Source organism: Lactobacillus sp. (assembly GCF_014803895.1).
In genome coordinates this window covers 72,275-92,214 of the sequence record NZ_JAAVAU010000003.1, presented here as the reverse complement: position 1 = coordinate 92,214, position 19,940 = coordinate 72,275, and the positions used below count along the sequence as shown (strand labels likewise).

Sequence of the window (19,940 nt, the reverse complement as noted above, 5' to 3'; positions counted from 1 at the left end):
TTTCTTTACCTCCTATGGCCCGTCGCCATATTAACGGACCTGTTTATAACTTAATTCTAATTAAGGTGTTTTAATTTGTAAACTTCTTCATTGCTAAGTTCACGATATTCTCCTGAAGTAAGTGATCTTAAATCTAAAAAAGCATACTTTTCCCGAGCCAACTTATCAACTAAATGACCAACAGCTTGGAACATTCTCTTTACTTGGTGATAGTGACCTTCATGAATTGTTAATTGTACAATTTGAAAGTTTCTCTTAGTATCTGTGCGTAAAATCTTTAATTTGGCTGGGGCTGTTTTTTTACCATCGATTCTAACACCATGAGTTAAAGAATAAATTTCTTCGGGAGTTAATGTTCCTTTTATTTTGGCAACATAAACCTTAGGAACTTCATTTTTAGGGTGCATCAACTTATTAGCAAGTTCTCCATCATTGGTCATTAAAAGTAACCCTGATGTATCATAATCCAAGCGTCCAACGGGATATAAGCGATATGGCACTTCTTCAAAATAATCTACTACAGTCTTTCTACCTTTATCATCATTAGCTGAAGAAATAACACCACGTGGTTTATAAAACAGATAAGTATGTAAGCTTTCACTTTCAATTGGAACACCATTCACTTCCACCTTATCATTTGCTTCAACTTTAGTACCTAATTCTGTTACTTTTTGACCATTAACCTTTACTTGTCCGGCAATAATCATTTTTTCGGCCTTTCGCCTTGAGGCTACACCAGCCTGCGCAATAACTTTTTGTAAACGTTCTGCCATAATATCCTCCCTTATTCTAAATCCTTATCAGCTTGACCTTTACTTTCAAATAAATCAACAGGTTCACTATTATCATCTTCAAAGTCTTCAATTACTGGCATATCAGCTAAGCTGGAATAATTGAAATATTGTAAAAAATAATCTGTTGTTACATATAAATTTGGACGGCCGGGAACATCTTTTTTTCCATTAATTTTTATTAATCCACGCCAAATAAGTGTCTGAAGAGCAGCTGAAGAATTTACACCACGTAATTCATCGATTTCTACCCGAGTAATAGGTTGTCGATATGCAACAATTGCTAAAATTTCTAAAGCAGATTGACTAAGATTTTTAGATAAATCTTTTTGAAAAAATTCACTAATTACATCGCCACATTCTGGACTGGTAATCAACTTATAGGTTTGATTGATAGTTACTAGCCGTAAACCGCTATAATTATCTTCTTCAAGCTTATTTTTAAGGTTATTAATAACCGATATTAATTCATCTGGACTAAGTTCTAAAACTCCACCTAAAACATCTCTATCCATACCATTATCACCTGCGGCATACAGTAATGCTTGAAGTTGTGCTTCCTTAGTGGCCATCTGTAGTCCTTTCTAAAATCAAATCACCAAAACTTTGGTTTTGCATAATTCTTAATTTTTGATGACGACATAATTCCAATATTGCCAAAAATAAACTAATAATTTCGTCTATAGTATGTAATCCCTGTATATATTCAAAAAAACTTAATTGGTTATTTTGCTCAAGCCTTTTTGTCAAATCAACTGTCATTTCTTCAATAGAAGCTTCTTCTACTTTAATTTCACCTGAATTAGGATTACGTAATTTATAGCGATGAATTACTAAATTAAAGGCAGTAGCCAATTGCTGACTAGTAATTTCTCCTAATGGCAACGGCTTGATTTTATGTTCTTTAGCAACTGAAGGTTCTTTAGCTACAGTTAACGGTACTGCTTCATTTCTTTGTTTTAAATATATAGAAATTTTTTGAAAAATAGAATACTGAACTAACTGCTCAACTAACTCTTCTCGAGGATCCTCTGGTTGATCTTCCGGCTCAATAAAATCATTCTTTGGTAATAAATACTGTGATTTTATTCTAAGTAAAGTTGAAGCCATTACAAAATATTCTCCCGCTATTTGTAAGTCTAGTTTTTGCCATTTAGCTAAATGATCCAAGTACTGCCCAGTAATCTTAGCTATTGGAATATCATAAATATCAATTGCTTGCGAACGAATTAAGTGAAGAAGTAAATCTAAAGGACCAGAAAAATTAGGTAAATTTAAAGTTAAATCATCTTTTTCCGTCATTCATTATTCTCCTCACGTAAAAAGGGCAATAAGTAAGTATAGTCTGGCAAAGTTGCAATTTTTTGCTTAGGATAATATTGTTTTAGCTCATGCATTATCATTCTTCTAGTCTCATCATTCCGGTAACCAGGATCTAACGACAAATACCTAATTACGATACAACCTGGCCCAGACTGAACCCCAACAAGACCACGAATATCTTGATTTTTACCACTGAAAAGTAGAACCTCAAATTGATCATTCTCGTCGTCTAAAGTAGTATACAGCTGCATCTCTTCTTTTAAGTTTTCAAGATTTTTAAAATCATCTAGATAAGACAAATAACCCATAACGGTTTTTTCATAATCTTTTTTATATTTGCTCAACATAATCCTTAGCTATATGCGCGGATGCGCTTGCTTATATACCTCCAAAATATGTTTCTGCGTTAAATTAGTATATATCTGTGTTGTACTAATATCACTATGCCCAAGTATTTCTTGTACTACCCGTAAATCAGCCCCATTTTCTAATAAATGAGTAGCAAAAGTATGACGTAAAGTGTGCGGTGTAACGTTTTTAGTAATACTTACCTCTTGACAATATTTTTTTATCATTTGCCAGATAGCCTGTCTCGTCAAAGGACCACCATGCGCATTCAAAAATATGTAATCAGTGTATTTGCCCCTTTTTAAAATTTGTGAATCTCTAACATCTTTTTGATATTTTTTAACCCAAGAAAGCGCGATATTAGTAATTGGAACTAATCGTTCTTTTGAGCCCTTTCCTAAAACGCGAATTAAATTTAATTCTTCATGAAAATCACTTTCTTTAAGGGAAATCAGTTCACTAACTCGGATTCCCGTTGCATATAAAACTTCTAAAATAGCCCTATCACGTAAACCTAATGGTTTAGATATATCTGGTGCACTAAGTAAATTATTTAGTTCTTTGTGACTTAATGCTACTGGTAAATGACGTTCTTTTTTGGGTGAATCAATCTTAATGAGGGGATCACGCATAATAATATCATTACGTAGTAACCATTTGTAAAATCTACGCAAACTAGAAATCATTCTGGTAATTGAGGTAGTTGCCTTGCCTAAATCTCTTTGATTTGCTAAAAAACTATCGACTACATAAGCATCTACTTCCCATGTACCCTGTTTTTCTTTTTCCAAAAATGTTAAATATTCAACTAAATCTTGTCGATAAGAACTAATCGTATTATTGCTCAAACCCCGTTCAACTTGGGCAAATCTAAGATAATCTTCAAGACTATCTTTCATTTTCATCTGTTTCATTGTTTTCTACTAACGAGATAGTACCTGCATCTTTATCTTCAGTAATTAGATTATCTTTTAACAGATGACCTAAAGCTCTTTTGAATGCTGATTTAGAAATACCAAAGTGTGTTTTAATATCAGCAGCATCACTCTTATCATAAAATGGTAAAGTCTTAGTTTGTTCACGTCTCAAACTCATCAAAATCATCTGTGCATCATCATCAATTTCTTCAAATCCACGCGGTAATACACTCAAATTTAAACGTCCATATTGACTAACACCAATCACACGTGCTTTAACTTTTTCACCTAACCGAAGTGGTCTATACATTTGTGAGTTATGAACAAATGCCAAATAATATTGGTCTGTCAAAACAAACGAACCAACTTCATAGTTATTGTAAACTGTACCTACTAAATTTTTGTTGTTAAGATTACTTGGAAAATTAGCAGCTAATTGTTCAAAGACATCTTCTCCAGCCATCTTTGCCCAAATACGATTTTTTTCATCGGTCTCAAGACATACGAGCAAGCGGTCGTCTTTTCTAGGCCAGCGATTTCTATCTTCTGGAAGATCATCTAAAGAAATTACCATATCTTTATCATTCAACCCAATATCAACAAAAACCCCTAAATCTCTTCTGACTTCAGTAACCGTTCCCCATCCATATTGGTCTCTTTGTGCAAATGGATAAAATTGGGTCATTTCCCTTTTTTTATCTTTATTTTCATAAATAAAACCTTGAATTGTGTCACCAAGTTTAATTGGTTCATCTTGGGTAACTTCAATTTTTTTAAGCTCAAAAGTTACACCATCAACTTGAACATAGTAAGCTTCTTCATTTTCATCTGTAACTTTACCCTTAGTAATTTCACCTAACATATAAAGTCCTCTATTCTAATTGATTTGAATAATTATCTAATCAATACTTAGTATAAAGTAAAAAAGAAAAAAATAAAATAGCCAGCCTTAACGACTGACTATTTTACATAAAATTATTTACTTAATCTAACTCACAGATTAAAGATTAGTTGCTTCGCCTTGGTAAACAGCACCACGGTGTGCATCAAGAGTGATCTTAGAACCATCTTTGATCTTTGAAGTTGCATCAGTAGCACCAACAATAACTGGAATACCAAGTGAAAGACCAACAACAGCTGCGTGACTAGTTAAACCAGAAGCTTCAACTACCATACCAGAAGCCTTCTTGATTGCTGGTAAGTAGTCCTTATCAGTAGTCTTAGCAACTAAGATGTCACCATCTTTTACCTTTTCGTTTGCTTCTTCAGCAGAAGTTGCAACTGCAGCAGTACCGATAACTGATTGATCACCAACACCTAAACCTTTAACAAGTTGAGTACCAATCAATTGTAACTTCATCAAGTTAGTAGTACCAGTTTCACCCAATGGAACACCAGCAACGATAATTACCAAGTCACCATCTTTTGCAAGACCAGTTTCTTTTGCTAATTCTGCAGCCTTAGCAAAAGTTTCTTCAGTAGTCTTAGGCTTTTCAACAAGCATTGGCTTAACACCCCAAACAACAGCTAAGGAGTGTTGTACTTTTTCATCAAAAGTCATAGCAATGATGTTTGCGTTAGGACGGTACTTAGAAATCATACGTGCAGTGTAACCAGATTCAGTTACAGTAATAATAGTCTTTACACCTAATTCTTCAGCACTTCTTACAACTGATTCACCAATAGCTTCAGTTACGTTAGAACCTTGGTATTCTTCAAATCTTTGAAGAGCTAAAGTGTTACGTTCAGCAAGTTGCTTTTCAGTACGCATATCAATTTCAGCCATAGCCTTTACAGATTCAACTGGGTAAAGACCGTTTGCTGATTCACCAGAAAGCATAGTTGCGTCAGTACCATCCAATACAGCGTTAGTAACGTCAGTAACTTCAGCACGAGTTGGACGTGGGTTTTCTTGCATAGAGTCAAGCATTTGAGTAGCAGTAATAACTGGCTTACCTAAAGCATTACACTTTCTGATAATATCTTTTTGTACAAATGGTACGTTCATAAATGGAATTTCAACACCCATGTCACCACGAGCAATCATAATACCATCTGAAACCTTTAAGATTTCTTCAAGGTTGTCAATACCTTCTTGTGATTCAATCTTAGGGAAGATCTTTACATATTCACAGTGAGCTTCTTCAAGCAATTCACGGATATCTAATACGTCTTGAGCTTTACGTACAAATGAAGCTGCGATGAAGTTAATACCTTCGCTTAAACCAAACTTAATGTCTTCAGTATCTTTTTCAGTGATACCTGGAAGGCGAATTTCAACACCTGGTGCGTTAACACCCTTCTTAGAACCAATAAGACCAGTGTTTTGAGCTTCACAAATAAGTTCTTTGTTAGCATCATCTTTGTCAACGATAACTAAGTCAACCAAACCATCATCGATTAATACGTGGCCGCCTTTTTTAGTATCTTCGTATAAACCTGGGTAAGTAACGTAGATCTTGTCCTTGTCACCTTCCTTGGTTGCATCCATAGAAATTCTAATAGTATCGCCAGTGTGAATAGTGAACTTGCCGTCTTTTTGAGCTGTAGTTCTGATTTCAGCACCCTTAGTATCAAGTAAAATACCGAGTAACATACCTGTATCTTTTTCAACCTTGCGAACCATGTCCATACGTTCTTTATGTTCTGCATGGTCACCGTGTGAGAAGTTGAAACGGAAAACATTTGCACCAGCTTGTGCTAATTTAGTAATAGTTTCAATACTATTTGAAGCTGGTCCTAAAGTACTAACAATCTTAGTTTTCTTCATTTGAAAAAATCTCCTATAAAAAATCTAAAAATCAAAAACTACTTAGCTAAGTCTTTGTTTAATGAGTATAATGAGTAATCACCGTGGTGTTTTGCATCAAACAAATCAAGCATGTTATGAGATTCAAGTTTGTTGTTTTCGATACCGACAGCTAAACCGCCTTTACCTTCAAGCAACAATTTAACAGCATAAGCACCCATCTTGCTTGCTAAGACGCGATCACGAACAGTTGGACTACCACCACGTTGCATATGTCCTAAAACATTTGCACGAGCATCGAAATCACCGTATTTCAAAAGTTCGTTCTTGAATTCTTCAGCGTCCATTACACCTTCGGCTAAAACTACAAGACCGTGCTTTTTACCATTAGCAAATCCTTGCTTCAAGGTTTCAGCAATTTCTTTAATATCATATTTTTCTTCTGGAATAACGATAGCGTCTGCACCAGTTGCAACACCAGCATGAAGTGCAATATCACCACAGTCACGACCCATAACATTTACAATAAACACACGTTGGTGGCTAGTTGCAGTGTCACGAATCTTGTCAATGGCATCCATTGCAGTATTGCATGCAGTATCGAAACCAATAGTGTAATCAGTATATGGGATATCATTATCAATAGAACCTGGTAAACCAATAGCATTGTAACCATGTTCAGTTAATCTTAATGCTCCGTGGTAAGAGCCGTCCCCACCAATAACAACTAAAGCGTCAATACCGTGCTTCTTTAATTGTTCGATTCCTTTAAGCTGAGTTTCTTCTTCTGCAAACTCTGGGAAACGAGCTGAGTAAAGAAACGTACCGCCGCGGCCAATTTTATCCGCAACAGTTTCGGAAGTCATTTGGAAAATATCACCAGCCACAAGACCAGCAAAACCATAATGAATTCCGAAAACTTCAATGTTATTTGCCAAAGCTGTCCGGGTAACAGCTCTGATAGCAGCGTTCATGCCTGGGGCATCCCCACCACTAGTTAAAATACCAATCCGTTTCATGAATTCACCTCTGCGATTTTTCTGAGTTTAATACTCACATCGCTTCAATATTAACATTTTTTCTAACTATTGTCTTGTCTAAAAAGCCTATTTTTCTAAGTATTTTTTCTTCCGTAAAAATTGTTTCCGGTTTCAATGCCGTGATTTATGATTTTTATAATGAAAAGCTTTTTTTGAAATTATTCTTTAAAATCTACTTTCCTCACATTATTTAGCAAATACTGCAATCTATTTGGATTATATCTATCTGCTTGAGTACGAATCTGTAACAAATAAATATCACCAATATTCAAATTATTTTTCATTATTTCATAACTTCGAGGAAAAATAGTAAATTCTTGTTGACTAGTACTATCTGCAAAAACTGCAAAGGCCATTTCTGTTTCATTTTTGGTGGTAATTTTTCTCAACTTTATTAATTTTCCTACGCCAATACCATTTTCATTAAACTCAAACTCATTTAACTTTTTGGCATTAAAGCGTTTAGCATACTTTTGAACAGCAATTAAAGGATTCTTGGTTGTGGCAAACCCCATTGCTTCAACTTCCCACTCTACTTTTTGGTCAGTAGTAGGTTCTGGAGCTACTTTTTGATCAGGTGCTAAAGTTTTAAACAGAGTCTGGTTACGTCCTGACATTTTCACAGTAGCAATCAAATCTGGGGTATTATCGATTAATTCTTGACGATTCTGACCTAAATGATCAAAAGCTCCTGCCTTAATTAAATTTAAGATTGCATCTGTGTTTAAATATTTATCATCGATATCTAATAAAAAGTCTAGCAATGATTTGTAACTTCGCTTTTTATCGGTTATTTCCTTAACGAAATCATTTCGTAATCCCTTTATTGCTCTTAGACCTACAAGAATTTTATTATTCTTTAAAGTAAAATCAGCACTACTATCATTAATTGAAGGAGATTGAACTTGAATACCTACTTCTTGAACTAATGTTAAATACTCATTGACTTTATTCCGATTACCTAAATTACTATTCAATAAAGCTGTATAAAAAGCAGCTGGATAATGAACTTTTAAGTAAGCCAGCCAAAAAGCAATTTTACTATAGGCCACAGCATGTGACCTATTGAATCCATAATTAGCAAATTGAGCAATATAATCATAAACTTTTTTAGCTGTAGTTTTTGAATGGCCTAACCTAACTGCTCCATCGATAAATTTTTGCTTTTCTTTTTTTATCACACCAAGATCTTTTTTTGACATTGCACGTCTAAGTAAATCAGCTTCCCCTAAACTGAAGCCTGCCAAAATTTGTGCAGTTTGCATCACTTGTTCCTGGTAAACCATAATTCCATAAGTTGGTTGCAAGATTTCACTCAAACTTTGATCTGGATAAGTTACTTGCTCCCGACCTAATTTTCTTTTAATAAAATGATCAATATTTTGCATTGGACCTGGTCGATACAAGGCATTGACAGCTACAACATCTTCAAAATTATCAGGATGTAATTTTCTTAATACCTGTTTAATACCATTTGACTCAAATTGAAAAATGGCATCTGTATTACCTTTTTGAAAAAGTTCTAGTGTCCATTTATCATTCAGAGGAATTTGATTAGGGTCCAAATTAATCCCTTCACTTTTAAGAAGATTCAAAGTATCTCCTAAAATTGTTAAATTTCGCAATCCTAAAAAATCAATCTTCAATAAACCTAGTCCCTCAACATTTTTCTTTGTTTGCTGAGTTACAGGTATATTTAACGGACCAGCCTGTAAGCCGACGATCTGAGCTAATGAGTCATCGGTAAGTACTAATCCTGCTGCATGGATAGAATAATGACGCGATAGACCTTCTAAATGTTGTGCTGTAGCAAATAATAGTTTATTAAAAGAACTAGCGTTAACTAAAAATTGTAGGTCTTGCGAGTTTTGGTAAGCCTCATCTAATGTAAATTTAGTTTTATTATTGGGCAAAGCCTTGATCCATCGATTACTTTCAAATTGATTTAAACCAAATACCCTAGAAACATCACGAATAATTTGTTTAGCTGATAAAGTACTAAAGGTTAAAATTTGCGCAACATGATTCATTCCATATTTATCAAACATATATTTAATAACTTCATCACGTCGATTATCAGGAATATCTAAATCAATATCTGGCATTTGCTGACGAGCTGGATTTAAAAATCTTTCAAATAATAAATTATATTTAATTGGATCAACTTCAGTTATATTTAAAGCATAAGATACCAAAGAGCCTGCCGCCGATCCTCTCCCTGGACCAGTAATAATCTTAATGCTATGCGCAAAATTAATTACATCCCACACAATCAAAAAATAATCATCAAAACCCATCTGATTAATAATACTCAATTCATAATCAAGACGCTTTTGATAATTTTCAGGAATCTGACCATTAAATCTTTGAGCTAGACCTTCCTGAGCTAGATGATGAAGATATTCTTTAGACGTTGAATATTTATTAGGTTTAAATTTTGGAAGTTGAGGATCTTGAAATTCAATGTCTACATTACATATGTGTGCAATTTTATCTGCATTTTCTAAAGCACTGAAAATACCTAAACTACGATATTCACTTTGTAACTGACTAACTGAACGTAAATAGTGTGATCCCTTTTGTTTGGCTAATTCTTCAATATCCGGTAAGTGACTATTTTCAGAAATTGCTCCTAAGACCCTTTTTAAAAATTGATCATTAGGATTTAAATACTGAACATCTTCTGTTGCAACTAGGGGCAACTTAAATTGCTGACTTAGTGAATCAACATAATTAATATATTTTTGTTGTTTTTTATGACCATATACTCCTAAAAACAAATCACTCGATTGGGGAATTAGCTGCTTTAATTTTCTAAGATAGTCACTACCAAGACTGGGATTATTTGTTGCCAGATAGCGCAGTTCACTATGTTGATTAGCTGGTGTAATAATAACTAAATGTTCCAAATACTTTTTTAAATTTTCAAAAGCAATCACATGATTATTTTGCCCGTTTTTTGTTAATAAATTTATTGCACTAGATAAACGAAGTACATTACCATAGCCAATATTATCTTTAGCAAGTACGATAAAATTATAGTGACGACTATGATCAACTAAGCCATTTACACTCACCTGCATCCCCAATAATGGTTTGATCCCCACTTTTTTAGCTTTTTTATAGAAATCAACTAAGCCATAAGTAAAGTTGATATCAGTTAAGCCAATTGCGCTATAACCACGCTCTTTTGCTTGCTCCAATAATTGATCAATTTTAATTGGACTTTGTAAGATAGAAAAACTGCTGATATTTTGTATTCCTGCAACCATAAAAAATCCCCCTTGTTAACTCAAGTATACCAGAGCAAACTATTTTTTCTTGCTTCAAGTCTTATTTTTTGCTAATATGACTAGCGAAAGAAGGGAATATTATGCGCTATATCGTTACTGTTATTTGGTCAACTATTTACTTTGAAATTATTGGTTTTATCTGTTCTGCTTTGACGAGCATGAAATTTGATCCAATTCAATCTGCAATTATGGGTGTCGTGTTCGGCTTACTTTTTGCATTTATTATCCCTGGTATTACTGCAAAGAGTCATAAAGATTCAAGTAAATTTAGTAAAATGCTTTAATAAAAAAACAAAGAAAGAACTAGTTCAGTGAGAGCTAGTTCTTTTTTTGTTGCTTAATAAAACTTATAATTCTTTTGCGTATCTACTTTGACATCTTCTGTAGTTAAGTATTCTTCAAACATTTGGACATAATCTTGGTCAAATGTTTTTTCAATTTTATCCATACTATATGCCGGATAAAATCCTCCGCCTAGTGCGCGATAATTATTAACTGCTAATCGGTATACTTTATCATCTTTGATTGGTTTTTCATTCAAAGTCACCTGCGTTAATCTCTGACCTGCTGGTTTAGAAAGATCAGCCTCATAGTGCACTGGATAGAAAAGATCGAAGTGATATAACATTTTCTTAGGTTTAATCCAGCGATCGATAAACTTTATTTTCCCATCAGGCGTCTTTTCTAAGAAAGCTGCACTATATTCAATAATTTTCTTTAAATCTTTGCCAGTAATTTTAACGATGCATAGTTGATTAGCATATGGGTAGTTAAGTAAAACTTCTCTCATAGTAACGTCTTTTGAAAAACCTTTAGCGGTGTCTGACATAATGGCAGTCGCAGAAACGTCTGCGCCAGTAAACCACAATTGCATTTGGTGAATCAAATTTATAAAAGGTGCGCCTTCAATTCTACCCTTGATTGCATCTGCAATTGGTGCTGGTTCGGAGAGATGAGCAATTGGTTGATCAAGCCAATCTTGTGTTCTTTTATCTAAATTAGCTACAATTTTTTCGACTTTTGGATCAGGTGCATAATCTTTAGTATCAATTAATTGAGTTTGCATATTTTTAATATGCGCTTTACCACTAGCATCTTTGTCAACTTCAAGAGTTACTTTAGCTACACTTTCTCCTCGATATCCTGGTTGAACAATTGCAGTCCCATTACTAATCAAGTTCAGACGCCGATGTTGATGTCCTGTTAAGAAAACATCAATTTCGGGAATTTTAGTTAAAATTTTGTAACCCTCATTTTCTCCAGTATGGGGTTCCGTTACTTCCCCACTTTCTGGATCACTTTCAAAACCACCATGATAAAGAGCAATTAAAATATCAACTTGTGGTCGGAGTTTTTTTGCTAACTTACTTAAAACATCATAGCCAGAAACAAATTTAAGTCCCTTGATATGTTCTTCAGGTTCCCAATGAGAAATATATTGAGTAGTAATTCCCATAATTCCAATCTTTAAATCGGCTTTCTCAATTATCTCATATTCTTTTCCAAAAAAAGGTACATTAGTGGTAGCATCAAGAACATTATCATTTATAAATGGCGCCGAGTTATGATCAACATAATAGCTCAAGTAATCTAAGCCATAATTAAAATCATGATTACCTAAAACTCGAGCATCATAACCAACTGCATTATAAGCCTCAGTAAATTCTTTTAGTCCTTCTTCTTCTGGTAATTCATGAGTAAATGAAGCCAATGGAGAGCCTTGCAAACAGTCCCCACTATCAGTTACTAATACATTATCAGCTCCATATTTTTCTTTTTCTTGTTTTATTACGCTACTAACACGACTTAAAGAAAGTGGAGCATTATAATTTGTTTTATCTTGATAATCAGTTGGCATTAAGAAGCCATGAGTATCACTAGAGTGTAAAATAACTAATTTCATATTCTTCCTTTTTTAAAAAATGTACAAAAAAAGACACCATAAGGTGCCCTTTTATTAATCATTGTTTTGTTGCTTTTCTTCGTTAGCAACTTGACGGCCTTTGTAAAAGCCCTTTGGTGAAACGCGGTGGCTTAAACGGTATTCACCAGTAGTTGCATCATAGTGCATTGCTGGGGTAGTTAACTTAATATGACCACGACGTGAACGTTTCTTTTGCTTAGAAGTTTTTCTTGCAGGAACTGCCATTAGTTAGATCTCCTTTTTTATAGAATTGAGACTTGCATACTTATGTAAAAATAAGTTACTAAATACTCACGTATTTCAATAATACAATCTTAGCGTTGATAAATCAAGTATTATTCTGAGATTGATTTAGATTTTAAATCTTTCAATTGCTTATTTAATTGAGCAATTTCTTGATCTTTTTGCTTAAGCTGAGATTCGTATTTTTTACTAATTTCTTTTTCTTGTTTTTCAATTTGTTGCTTCTTTTGTTTTAATTCTTTGGTATTACCTAAAAGCATTGAAATAATTGCGCCTAATAAAATCATCATAATTAAAATAATAATTAAAGGCATTTTAGGTTGAATAAAACCAAAATTGATAGCGACTTGTTCTGTGTTCAAGCAGGCAAAAATTACCAAAAGTAAAACAATTACTAAGCCAACAACTAATCCCTTTTGTTTTTTCATTCTTTAATCCATTTCATTTATTTTCTGCTTGCAAATTTTAAACTTGCCCAGTCTCCAATAGTTGGAAAAATTTGGTAAAGTTTTGCCAAAATTGACAAACTAATTGGTAAATTCAATTCTCGACGATTTGAGCCAAAGAAATGAACTACTTGCCAAGCAACATCATCTGGATCAAGCATAAATTCTTGTACGTTAGATGCATAATTACCGCTTTTATCTGCAATATTAAAGAAGTTTGTATATACAGGACCCGGATTAACAGTCATTACTTTAACGCCAAATGGTTTAAGCTCTAAACGTAAAACATTAGAAAATTGAATAACGGCTGCTTTAGTTGCACTGTATGCTGCAGTTTTAGTAGTTGGCACAATTCCAGCAATCGATCCAAAATTGATAACTTGCCCACTTTTTTGGTCAATCATTACTCTAGCAACTAGACGAGTAAAATACATTAGACCTAAAACATTAGTTTGGAACATGTCAGTAACGACTTTAGGACTCATATCCATAAAGTCTTCAAAAACACCAAACCCAGCAGCATTAACTAAAAAATCAATGTGCTTTACATTTTTAATAATTTCAGTAAAAGCAGTTTCAATTTGGTCGGCCTTACTCATATCTGTTGGAAAAACAAAAGCGTCACTACCTGAAAGCTTCCGCGCTTCATCTGCGATTTCTTCTAAACGTTCTTGATTACGTGCCATTAAAATCACAGTAGCACCACGGCTTGCACATTCTAAAGTAATGGAACGACCGATACCACTTGAAGCTCCTGTAATAATTACAACTTTATCTCTTAATGAATCACTCATTTTTTACCCTTTCATTGGTATGTTAAAGCTATCAAAATCATTAGCAAGTTTTGTTCGTTTAAAAACATTTCTTGCCTCTTTTTCTAATTCACGACCACTTCTTCCAGTATAACGTGCTGAAACATGTGATAAAAATAGTTGATGAACATGATGATGAATAGCAACTTTAGCTGCATCAACACAAGTTGAGTGAAAGTAACGATGTGCCATCTTAGCATCTTGACCACTAAAAGTAGACTCATGAATTAATACGTCCGCATTTTCGGCAAGCTTACCGATATTAGGAGTTGGGCGCGTATCATAAATAACTGTCACAATTCTACCTGGACGTGGCTCCCCTAAAAAATCATGTCCATCTAAAACTCGTCCATCGGCTAAGGTAATTACTTCCCCCGCTTTTAACTTACCCAATAAAGGACCATTTGGTACATTATATTCAGCAAGCTTATCCATCATTAATTCACCAGGACGTGGTTTTTCAACAACTCGAAATCCATAACTCGGAATCCGGTGATCTAATTTGGCTGCAAATACCTGAAAATTACTATCTTCATAAATCAAGCCATTTTCCTTTAAAATTACATATTTAATTGGATATGAAACCTTGGTGCGTGATACACGGAGTGCAGTTTGAACAAATTGATCAATACCAGCTGGTCCAAAAATTGTTAAAGCTCCACCGTCTCCTTGAAATGAACGGGAAGAAAGTAAGCCCGGTAGCCCAAAAATATGATCACCATGATTATGTGAAATAAAAATTTTGCTAATCTTTCGTGGTCTGATATTGGTACTTAAAATTTGATGTTGCGTTGCTTCCCCAACATCAAATAACCAAATTTCATTTAATTCATCTAGTAATTTTAACGCAATAGATGAAACATTGCGATTTTTTGAAGGTTGACCGGAACCGGTCCCCAAAAATTGTATCTCCATGAAAACCTATTTCTAATAAAGTCCTTTTTCTACTAATTTCTTAGTTACATAACTACTGTAGTACATTGATCCAGTTGGATTTGGATGAGTATGATCACCATAGAACCATTGTGGATGAGCTGCAGCTAACTGATACCAATTAATTACCACAAAGTTTGGATATTTCTTGGCAGCAGCACTTAACATATTATTTACAGTAGACTGCCAAGCACGTGTAGGAACATAGACATTTATCCAAAATACCTTACGTTTCTTACCAACAATTTTCATCAAATAGTCTAAATCTTTTTCTTGGAATGCACCATTAGTACCTAATCCTACTAAAACATTCCTACTCAAAGCACCTTTATCCTTGTATTGTTTGAAAAGCGGCAAAGTTTCAACCAATTGTCTTGAAACAGCAGCATCAATAAGTGCATGAGGCATTAATTTTTTCAAGTTTTGACTAGAACCAGCCATAACAGAATCTCCCAAGGCAGTTACTTGAATTTGTTGTGCTAATTGTAGCTGAACTTGACTAATACCGTATTTTTGGAAATTCTTATTAACAGGATGACTTTTAGCATTGGCTTTTGCTTGCGCTAAAACTTTATTTTTAGGTTCTACAGGTTTAGTATTCTTTTTCTTAGCATTTTGGATGATTTTTTTATTATCTTTTATTTGCTCATCGCGGTTTTTCTTAATCTGTTTTGCAAGTGCTGAATCATTAGGATCCTCAGCCTTAACTGAACCTGATTTAATAATTCCCACTGTCCCAACAACTAAAACTAAAGCAGCAAAAACAGTTGTAACTTTTTGGAAAATATTATTTTTATTTAAAGTAGCAGCCTTAGCTAAATGATCTTTAACTTTAGCCCAAGTCATTTTTCCCCATGGCTTTTCAATTATCCGGTAAGTTACTTCCGATAAAATCAAAATCAAGGCTACTTCAATAATCCGATACAAGACTACATGATCCGCTAAATTTTTGACTTTATCTTCAAAGAAAATCATAACTGGAAATTGATACAAATAAATGCCATAGGACCTTGACCCAATCCAATTAAAGACTTGATTAGTTAACAGGGAATTCCAAATTGAAGCTGGATGAGCAATAATACCTACCAAAATAGTAGTTAAAACTGAAAAAATAAATATTCCACCATGATACGGAAAAGCCTGCTGAGGATTAAGTTTAGGACTGCAGGCCATCCATAACATGCCTACTAAGGCAATCGCTCCTACTACATTCAAAACAAGCTTATGTTTTCTACCAATATTTTTACTTAATCTCCAAGTTGGCCAAACTACTGCTAGCATTGCCCCTAATCCTAATGAGAAAAAGCGAGTATCTGTACCATAGTAAATACGGTTAATATCTACATTAGGCTTAAATAAGACTGCCATTTCTATAGCAGAAAGCAATGTTATTGCCGTTAAAATCCAAAAGCGTGTTTTCTTTTTTGGGATATATTTAACTAGAAGCCAAATAACTAATGGCCAAACAATATAAAATTGTCCTTCAATCGACATTGTCCACAAATGAACAAATGGCGATTCATTAGCTGCAAATCGTTCAAAATAACTCTGGCCATTAAAAATTTCCCAAATATTAAAAACATTAAGAATATTAGTTGTAACTATTTGATTTAATTTTGCTAGTAAATTTTGCTGGAATAAAACAATATATGCACTACATAGCCACAATAACGTAATCATTTGGGGATATAATCTTTTTACACGTTTAATGTAAAAACCTTTTGTATCGTATGTTCCTGTATCTTCATACGAATGGAATATATGATCTGTAACCAAATATCCCGATAATACAAGGAAAATAGGTACTCCCAAATACCCTCCTATAAATCTATTAGGATCTAAGTGGTATAAGATAACTCCTACTACGGCCAAGGCTCTTAATCCAGCATAGCCTGTAATAAAACGGTTGTGTTTTTTCAAAAGTCATTACCCCAAATATTCAATTATTAATTATTCAACAAATTCAAATGTTAAATTACCAATGTTAACTTCATCGCCTTCACTGGCACCTTTAGCTCTTAATGCATCATCAACACCCATGTTCTTAAGTTTGCGAGCTAAAAGCATAATTCCGTCGGTATGATCTAAATTAGTCATTTGAACTAAGCGTTCAAGTTTCTCACCAGTAACAGTGTAGGTATTTTCACCAGTCTTCGTAACTGTAAAGCTATCATCCGGCTTTTTGTAAACATATTCTTTTTCAGCAACTGTAGCTTCTCCCACTTTTTCAGCTTCTTGCTTCGCTACTTCATCAACTAAATCAGCAGTTGCCCGCATTAACTCAGTAACACCCTTGTGAGTAACACTAGAAATTGGATATACAACCTTATTACCAAGTTTTTCTTTAAACTCAGCTAATTTTTCTTCACTCCCTGGAATATCCATTTGAGTAGCAACAATCAATTCTTTTTTGGTTGTTAAATCCTTAGTATACCCAGCTAGTTCTTTTTTGATAGTTTCATAGTCTTCGTAGGCATCCCGTCCATTATTAGGATCCATTGATACCATGTGCAAGATAACTTTGGTTCTTTCAACATGCCGTAAGAATTTGATTCCTAAGCCCACACCTTGAGATGCACCTTCAATTAATCCGGGTAAATCGGCCATTGAAAAATCGCGTCCATCAGGTAATACCACCATTCCTAAATTAGGCGTTAAGGTAGTAAAATGGTAAGCTGCAATCTTTGGTTTAGCCTTAGTTACCACTGATAATAAAGTTGATTTACCTACTGATGGAAAACCTACTAAACCAACATCAGCTAAAACTTTAAGTTCTAAACGTAATGTTCTAAATTCTCCAGGTTCACCATTTTCAGCAATTTCAGGTGCAGTTCTAGTAGATGTGGCAAAGTGAATATTACCACGACCTCCACGGCCACCGTGTGCGACAACTAATTCCTGACCATTCTCAACTAAGTCGCCTAATAACTCACCACTATCAAAATCATAAACTGATGTGCCCATTGGTACTTTAAGATAAACATCTTTAGCACCTTTACCATACTGAGATTTTATACGACCATTTTCACCATTATCAGCTTTAAATTTTCTTCTAAAGCGAAAATCCATCAAAGTTCTTAAACCAGAATCAGCTACTAAAATGATACTACCACCGCGACCACCATCGCCACCAGCAGGACCACCAAGTGGAACATATTTTTCATGACGAAAGGCAACTGCTCCATCGCCACCCTTTCCGGCTTGTACGTCAATTTTTGTTTGATCAACAAACATATTTTCCCTCCTCTTTGTATAAGAGATGTCTTTTCTATAATACCACATCAAATGCCTTAACAAGATTTAGATATCATAAATTTATGATAATGATAATTTTACTGTTTGGGCTTGTGGTAAAGTTAACCCAGCTCTCCTTAAATCATCAACTGAAGCTTCTTTAATTTTCTTTAGAGAACCAAATTGACGAAGTAGTTTATTACGAGATTTTGGTCCAATCCCTTTAATTTCATCTAACTTGCTTGAAAGAGCATTTTTTGTATGCGTCTTACGGTGAAAAGTAATTGCAAAGCGATGGACTTCGTCCTGTATTCTGGTCATAAGATAAAAACCTTCAGATTTTGGATTCATCGGGATTAAAGTTAATTCCTTGCCTTTAGTAGGATCACCAAAAAGCAAGTGATTAGTTCGATGATGATCATCTTTAACCATTCCTGCAACGGGAATATCAACACCTAGTTCGTTCCTTAAAACATCTAAGCAAGCTTCAACTTGAATTTGACCACCATCCATCAAAATTAAATCGGGTAATCTTTTATGTTCTTTTAACAAACGACTATAACGTCGACGAACAACTTCCCGTGTATTCCCTACTTCGTCAGCCCCATTCTGATGTTCAACTTCACCCTTTAATTTATACTTCCGATATTCTTTTTTGTCTGGTTTCCCATCTGTGAATACAACCAATGCAGAAACAGGATCAATTCCTTGAATATGCGAATGGTCAAAACTTTCAATTCGATGTCCATAAGGTAAATTAAGAGCAGCAAAAATTTCTTTTTGTGCGCCTTCAGTTTTTCTATTTCCAAGTTCTAGTAACCGAAATTTTTCATCCAATTTCAATTTTGCATTTTCCTTAGCCATATTAAGAAGTGACTTCTTTTGGCCTCTTTGAGGTGTTCTAACCGGAACTTTTAAGACTTCACTTAATGCCTCATTGTCAATTCCTACTGGAACTAGTACTTCTTTAGGTAAAACACGATTTTTTTGATTATAAAATTGTGCAATAAATGAAATAAATTCATCTTCAGGATCAGTTATATCTGTTAAGGGAAACATTCGTGTTTCTCTTCTAAGTAACTTAGCTTGACGTAAAAAGAAAATTTGAATGGAAATCCATGATTTATCAACATAAAAATTAAAAATATCTCTTTGAGTATGATCATTAGAAATAATTTTTTGTTTTTCAACAGTTTGTTCAATATACTTTAGTTGATCTCTAACTTCTGCTGCACGTTCAAATTCTAGATGTTCAGACGCTTGCATCATTTGTTTAGTTAAATCTTGCTTAGCTTGCGTAATGTCCCCATTTAAAAAACTCTTGATTTTTTTAATCTGTGCATCATATTCCGCTTTTGGAATTTCTTTAAAACATGCACCTAAGCATTGTCCCATATGATAGTAAAGACACGGACGCCCTTGATGACCATGGCAGCGTCTGAGAGGCCAAACTTTTTGAATGAATTTTAAAGTTGCTTGAGCTGCATATACATTTGGATATGGCCCAAAATAATATCCACCATCTTTTTTGATGATTGAAGTTAACTTAGTTTCTGGATCACGTTCATTTGTTATTTCGATATATGGGTATCCTGTACCTTGCTTAAGTTGAACATTATAGTAAGGTTGATACTTTTTAATTAAGGTAATTTCAAGTAAAAAAGATTCCTTATCAGAAGAAACAGTAATTATATCAAAATCTCGAATTTCTTTGACAAGTTCTGCTCTTCGACCTATTTGTTTACTTTTAAAGTAAGAACGAACACGATTTTTTAAATTTTTAGATTTTCCAACATAGATAACATTCCCATTGATGTCTTTCATTAAGTAGCAACCAGGTTTGCTTGGTAAAAGTTTTAATTTATTTTCAATATGATCGGTTGCCAA

Annotated in this window: 18 protein-coding genes; 1 reads left to right on the top strand and 17 read right to left on the bottom strand. The window is 34.1% G+C overall.

The window, feature by feature from the left end:
* Positions 1 to 56: 56 nt before the first annotated feature.
* The 9 genes from HDR40_RS01200 to HDR40_RS01160 form a co-directional block, all read right to left on the bottom strand.
* Positions 57 to 773 (bottom strand): pseudouridine synthase, encoded by a 717-nt coding sequence (locus HDR40_RS01200; protein WP_290625484.1) that lies wholly within the window; start codon positions 771 to 773, stop codon positions 57 to 59.
* An 11-nt stretch (positions 774 to 784) separates the two neighbouring features.
* Positions 785 to 1,363, bottom strand: coding sequence for an SMC-Scp complex subunit ScpB (scpB, locus tag HDR40_RS01195; RefSeq protein ID WP_290625482.1), 579 nt, complete (start codon positions 1,361 to 1,363; stop codon positions 785 to 787).
* Positions 1,353 to 2,093 (bottom strand): segregation/condensation protein A, encoded by a 741-nt coding sequence (locus HDR40_RS01190; protein WP_290625480.1) that lies wholly within the window; start codon positions 2,091 to 2,093, stop codon positions 1,353 to 1,355. The genes scpB and HDR40_RS01190 overlap by 11 nt, the downstream gene beginning before the upstream one ends.
* On the bottom strand, positions 2,090 to 2,461 hold the full coding sequence (locus HDR40_RS01185) for a reductase (RefSeq protein WP_290625478.1): 372 nt from the start codon (positions 2,459 to 2,461) through the stop codon (positions 2,090 to 2,092). Before HDR40_RS01185 ends, HDR40_RS01190 begins: the two co-directional genes overlap by 4 nt.
* Before the next feature lie 9 nt (positions 2,462 to 2,470).
* On the bottom strand, positions 2,471 to 3,361 hold the full coding sequence (gene xerD / locus HDR40_RS01180; protein ID WP_290625631.1) for a site-specific tyrosine recombinase XerD: 891 nt from the start codon (positions 3,359 to 3,361) through the stop codon (positions 2,471 to 2,473).
* Entirely contained in the window at positions 3,351 to 4,241 is an 891-nt protein-coding gene (locus HDR40_RS01175; protein ID WP_290625476.1) for a S1-like domain-containing RNA-binding protein, read from the bottom strand. Before HDR40_RS01175 ends, xerD begins: the two co-directional genes overlap by 11 nt.
* Before the next feature lie 138 nt (positions 4,242 to 4,379).
* A complete protein-coding gene (pyk, locus tag HDR40_RS01170; protein WP_290625474.1) occupies positions 4,380 to 6,149 on the bottom strand; it encodes a pyruvate kinase in 1,770 nt (589 codons plus the stop codon).
* Positions 6,150 to 6,187: 38 nt separating this feature from the next.
* Positions 6,188 to 7,147 (bottom strand): 6-phosphofructokinase, encoded by a 960-nt coding sequence (gene pfkA / locus HDR40_RS01165; RefSeq protein WP_290625472.1) that lies wholly within the window; start codon positions 7,145 to 7,147, stop codon positions 6,188 to 6,190.
* 179 nt (positions 7,148 to 7,326) lie between these two features.
* A complete protein-coding gene (locus HDR40_RS01160; RefSeq protein ID WP_290625470.1) occupies positions 7,327 to 10,440 on the bottom strand; it encodes a DNA polymerase III subunit alpha in 3,114 nt (1,037 codons plus the stop codon).
* Positions 10,441 to 10,541: 101 nt separating this feature from the next.
* On the opposite strand from HDR40_RS01160, the gene HDR40_RS01155 reads away from it, so the two are divergent.
* Complete coding sequence (locus HDR40_RS01155) at positions 10,542 to 10,745, top strand: YjzD family protein (protein ID WP_290625468.1); 204 nt, start codon at positions 10,542 to 10,544, stop codon at positions 10,743 to 10,745.
* Between the two features lie 53 nt (positions 10,746 to 10,798).
* On the opposite strand, the gene HDR40_RS01150 is transcribed toward HDR40_RS01155, so the two are convergent.
* The 8 genes from HDR40_RS01150 to uvrC all read right to left on the bottom strand — a co-directional run bounded on the left by HDR40_RS01150 (position 10,799) and on the right by uvrC (position 19,940).
* Positions 10,799 to 12,364 (bottom strand): bifunctional UDP-sugar hydrolase/5'-nucleotidase, encoded by a 1,566-nt coding sequence (locus tag HDR40_RS01150; RefSeq protein ID WP_290625466.1) that lies wholly within the window; start codon positions 12,362 to 12,364, stop codon positions 10,799 to 10,801.
* Between the two features lie 54 nt (positions 12,365 to 12,418).
* Positions 12,419 to 12,610, bottom strand: a complete 192-nt coding sequence (gene rpmF / locus HDR40_RS01145) for a 50S ribosomal protein L32 (RefSeq protein ID WP_209686709.1) — start codon at positions 12,608 to 12,610, stop codon at positions 12,419 to 12,421.
* 110 nt (positions 12,611 to 12,720) lie between these two features.
* Positions 12,721 to 13,056, bottom strand: a complete 336-nt coding sequence (locus HDR40_RS01140) for a lipopolysaccharide assembly protein LapA domain-containing protein (protein ID WP_290625462.1) — start codon at positions 13,054 to 13,056, stop codon at positions 12,721 to 12,723.
* A gap of 17 nt (positions 13,057 to 13,073) precedes the next feature.
* A complete protein-coding gene (locus HDR40_RS01135) occupies positions 13,074 to 13,868 on the bottom strand; it encodes an SDR family oxidoreductase (RefSeq protein ID WP_290625460.1) in 795 nt (264 codons plus the stop codon).
* Between the two features lie 3 nt (positions 13,869 to 13,871).
* Positions 13,872 to 14,801 (bottom strand): ribonuclease Z, encoded by a 930-nt coding sequence (rnz, locus tag HDR40_RS01130; RefSeq protein WP_290625458.1) that lies wholly within the window; start codon positions 14,799 to 14,801, stop codon positions 13,872 to 13,874.
* A gap of 12 nt (positions 14,802 to 14,813) precedes the next feature.
* On the bottom strand, positions 14,814 to 16,739 hold the full coding sequence (locus tag HDR40_RS01125) for an acyltransferase family protein (RefSeq protein ID WP_290625456.1): 1,926 nt from the start codon (positions 16,737 to 16,739) through the stop codon (positions 14,814 to 14,816).
* A gap of 30 nt (positions 16,740 to 16,769) precedes the next feature.
* Positions 16,770 to 18,053, bottom strand: a complete 1,284-nt coding sequence (gene obgE, locus HDR40_RS01120; protein WP_290625454.1) for a GTPase ObgE — start codon at positions 18,051 to 18,053, stop codon at positions 16,770 to 16,772.
* A gap of 81 nt (positions 18,054 to 18,134) precedes the next feature.
* On the bottom strand, positions 18,135 to 19,940 hold the full coding sequence (uvrC, locus tag HDR40_RS01115; protein WP_290625629.1) for an excinuclease ABC subunit UvrC: 1,806 nt from the start codon (positions 19,938 to 19,940) through the stop codon (positions 18,135 to 18,137).